We start from the raw sequence: 2,822 nt of genomic DNA on the forward strand, positions 1-2,822 counted from the left end.
ATGATGATCGGAACGGAAAGACCGACATAGAAATAGAAATCCATCATCTCAAGAGCCTTTTAATCACGGTTACGAAATAGACGGATGCCGCGATTCCGAAAATCAACCAGCCTATATACATGCCGTCTTTCAGGTTTTCGGACGGGTCGCATTTAGGTAAATCGGCCTTGATGATTTGGCCGTCTATTTTCCAATCTTTGCCGTTGTATTCGGGTTTTATGATTTTCCCGTCTTCAGTTATTTTAGGTACTACCAAGCTGAAATAGACGTTTTCGGCCTGATGCTGCTCTAAACACTGATTTCCAACTTGGTAGTACATTTTGCCGACCTTATCGCATTACACGTTTTACAATCGCGATCACAAACAGTGCAGCGAATACGCCGATAACGATCCAACCGGCTTCCAGACCGTCAGCTTTTGCGCCTTCTAATGATTGTTTTGCAGTTTCGGGCAATGCTGCATAGGTGTTGGCTGCCAGTGCGAACGGAGCAGCTGCGAAAGCGGCGATTTTCGCGCCGTATTTTTTCAGGTTATTCATGATTTTCATGATGTTTTCCTTAGTTGGTTAAAAAATGGTTTCGCGGGCTTTGTGAAGGTTTTACAGACCGCCCGCCAAGCCTGTTAACTTTTATTCTTCTCTGATGTAGAAGCTGAAAATCTGAAAATGTCCGCCAATCTCTTCTAATCCGGCATTGAATGCGTCTTCATAGTTTTCATACTGTCCGGCTTCTTTCAGATTTTGGGTAAATCCAATATCGCCGAACTGATCGGGGAAGATGAATTCATAGTTTTCCAGTTCCTGAACGATAAATTTTTGCTGATACCTGCTCATATTCTGGACTTTCTGCCTTAGGCTTTGGTCGACGCGCCTTTCACTTCAAAATCAAGCAGCTTGGGTACTAAGCCTTTGCCGGTAGATTCCATTGCGACGGTTACATTTACGGAGCAGGGGAATTTGAGGTTTTTCAGCCGATCGAAATTGTGGCTTTCTCCAAATTTCATGCTGGCAGCAGTAAAACCTACGCTGTTGCCGTTGGCGGGCATGGGGCTGACTACCAGTACGGTACAGGTATCGATTTTGTTGCCGTCAATCTCACCTTTGAACTGTTTTGCGCCCAGGAGCGTGGCGGGATAGGTGGTTACTTGTAATTGATCAAACATGGGTATTTCCTTTCTTTGATTTATAGATATTTCCAGTCTTCTAACTGGTCTGATATTTGATACTGCTCTTTGTCGTAATCGCGCTCATGCTGTTTCTGCCTATCTTGCGGATACTCGTATTGCTTTTCCTGATTTAATTCAAACTCTAAGACTTCGATATTCAGGGCGTTTATGGCTTTTTGCTCATCATGGATATAAAAAACACTGGCTTTGCTGCTGTCGTATTCTTCGGGCTGGAGACCTTTGGGATAGCCTTCAACGCCATTAGTTAGGTCTTTGACGATATCTTCAGCCGTCCAACCGATGTCTTTTAAAAAATTGACCCATTTGCCGACTTGCTGCCTTGCGTAAAATTGTTTGTGTTCAAACGTGAGATTGACCTCTTTAACCGTCGAATCCATGCGCTTGGCTTCGCATTTGAATATCTGTTCACAGACGGGATACGCTCCGCCAAGATACGCACCGGCATGAATCAGTATGTCTATGGGGACTTCTATATCTCCGTTTCTGAACTCTGTTTCAAATCGAACCCACGGGCTTGATTTATCGCCTAGCTGTTTGCCTTTTTCGTAAATCCTTGTGTATTTGGCGTTTCCGCGTTTGCCGATGTAGAAGCTTTTGCCGCTGCCGTCTTCGTGTCTCCAAGCAACGCCTTTACATTCGCTTTTCGGGCGGACGTTATGGCAATCAAAAAGGCCGTTATCGTGGTCGGTTAAAGCTTGATGGGGCGTGTACTCTCCATTGAAAAAATCATGTGCTACGTCAACCCTTGTTATTTTTGGCCGGACACACTTTTGCAGAAATTCATAAAGCCTGTTTTCCCAACCGGGTTTAGCTGCTGTGCAGCCGGTGCCGTTCAGCTCTACAAGTATGGTTTCTCTTTGGCCGCCGTAGTGGACTTTGCCGTACTCAACATTTTGCGGACCGAGCTGATAACAGGATTGATAGAAGAATTTGCCTTTGTAGGGCAGTTTTGCACTGATGCCGAAACCTAGAATTTCCTGCAGCAATTCGCTGTACTTTGCGAGGTACTCGGCATCTGTTACATAGGCTTTTTGGGTTACTTTGGGTATGGATTCCTCATGTATCGTAAATGTGATCTGGTCGATGAATGCGCCGTCTTCTCTGCCGCGTCTTAGCGGAATTTCTATCAGACGGCCTTTACCGTCGGTTACGTATTGGGAAAAATATTCAAATTCGACTTGATCGGTTTTTTCGGTTTGCTCCCCACTTTGTGGATTAGGGTTTTTTTGCTCCCCCCCTATTAGCCTAGGGGGGGCATTCAACGGCGTGGCCGTTTGCGGCGCGCAAGGCGCGCCCACACACGCCCCCGCCGTTTCTGCTCTGTCTTCGGCTCTCATGCGGTTTTCTCCTGCTTATCCATAAGAGCCTTGACAGTCAGACGGCCGTATTCTTCAGCTTCTTGCCTTGTTTTATATGTGTTTTGCGGGTTTGTAATAGGAAATACTGTTGTCTCGACAATTTCGTCATTTACGAAAATGCGCACAATGTAGGCGCGTGATTTTTCGTATTCGTATTGATCGGGATTAACGGTATAAAAAGCGATGCACATAAGAAAGCCCCTTCACTGGCTAGAGTTAAAGGGGCTTGATGTTTGTAAAGACTTGCGCCCCTTGATGGGGTGCAATATATAAGGATA

Annotated in this window: 6 protein-coding genes; all 6 read right to left on the reverse strand. The window is 45.5% G+C overall.

Translation table 11 applies throughout. The features are described from left to right. Positions 1–43: 43 nt before the first annotated feature. The 6 genes from Q3O12_RS07745 to Q3O12_RS07770 all read right to left on the reverse strand — a co-directional run bounded on the left by Q3O12_RS07745 (position 44) and on the right by Q3O12_RS07770 (position 2,735). Positions 44–319 carry a hypothetical protein gene (locus Q3O12_RS07745; RefSeq protein WP_301669957.1) on the reverse strand — a complete coding sequence of 92 codons (276 nt, stop codon included), beginning with the start codon at positions 317–319 and terminating at the stop codon, positions 44–46. 10 nt (positions 320–329) lie between these two features. Beyond that, on the reverse strand, positions 330–548 hold the full coding sequence (locus Q3O12_RS07750; RefSeq protein ID WP_301669958.1) for a major capsid protein: 219 nt from the start codon (positions 546–548) through the stop codon (positions 330–332). A gap of 81 nt (positions 549–629) precedes the next feature. Continuing rightward, on the reverse strand, positions 630–833 hold the full coding sequence (locus tag Q3O12_RS07755) for a hypothetical protein (protein ID WP_002246014.1): 204 nt from the start codon (positions 831–833) through the stop codon (positions 630–632). A 17-nt stretch (positions 834–850) separates the two neighbouring features. After that, positions 851–1,162: a hypothetical protein gene (locus Q3O12_RS07760; RefSeq protein ID WP_301669959.1), complete on the reverse strand. Its 312-nt coding sequence runs from the start codon at positions 1,160–1,162 to the stop codon at positions 851–853. Between the two features lie 20 nt (positions 1,163–1,182). After that, the gene (locus Q3O12_RS07765) at positions 1,183–2,523 is read right to left on the reverse strand and encodes a replication initiation factor domain-containing protein (protein WP_301669960.1); all 1,341 of its coding nucleotides are present in this window, start codon (positions 2,521–2,523) and stop codon (positions 1,183–1,185) included. Then, positions 2,520–2,735, reverse strand: coding sequence for a hypothetical protein (locus tag Q3O12_RS07770; RefSeq protein WP_002246017.1), 216 nt, complete (start codon positions 2,733–2,735; stop codon positions 2,520–2,522). Before Q3O12_RS07770 ends, Q3O12_RS07765 begins: the two co-directional genes overlap by 4 nt. Between the last annotated feature and the right edge of the window lie 87 nt (positions 2,736–2,822).

Source organism: Neisseria benedictiae, assembly GCF_958267435.1.
GTDB lineage: Bacteria > Pseudomonadota > Gammaproteobacteria > Burkholderiales > Neisseriaceae > Neisseria > Neisseria bergeri.

What these genes read in the sequence shown, in the direction of transcription:
- Q3O12_RS07745 (WP_301669957.1), bottom strand. Translation starts at nt 319, where the DNA reads ATGTACTACCAAGTTGGAAATCAGTGTTTAGAGCAGCATCAGGCCGAA.
- Q3O12_RS07750 (WP_301669958.1), bottom strand. Translation starts at nt 548, where the DNA reads ATGAAAATCATGAATAACCTGAAAAAATACGGCGCGAAAATCGCCGCT.
- Q3O12_RS07755 (WP_002246014.1), bottom strand. Translation starts at nt 833, where the DNA reads ATGAGCAGGTATCAGCAAAAATTTATCGTTCAGGAACTGGAAAACTAT.
- Q3O12_RS07760 (WP_301669959.1), bottom strand. Translation starts at nt 1,162, where the DNA reads ATGTTTGATCAATTACAAGTAACCACCTATCCCGCCACGCTCCTGGGC.
- Q3O12_RS07765 (WP_301669960.1), bottom strand. Translation starts at nt 2,523, where the DNA reads ATGAGAGCCGAAGACAGAGCAGAAACGGCGGGGGCGTGTGTGGGCGCG.
- Q3O12_RS07770 (WP_002246017.1), bottom strand. Translation starts at nt 2,735, where the DNA reads ATGTGCATCGCTTTTTATACCGTTAATCCCGATCAATACGAATACGAA.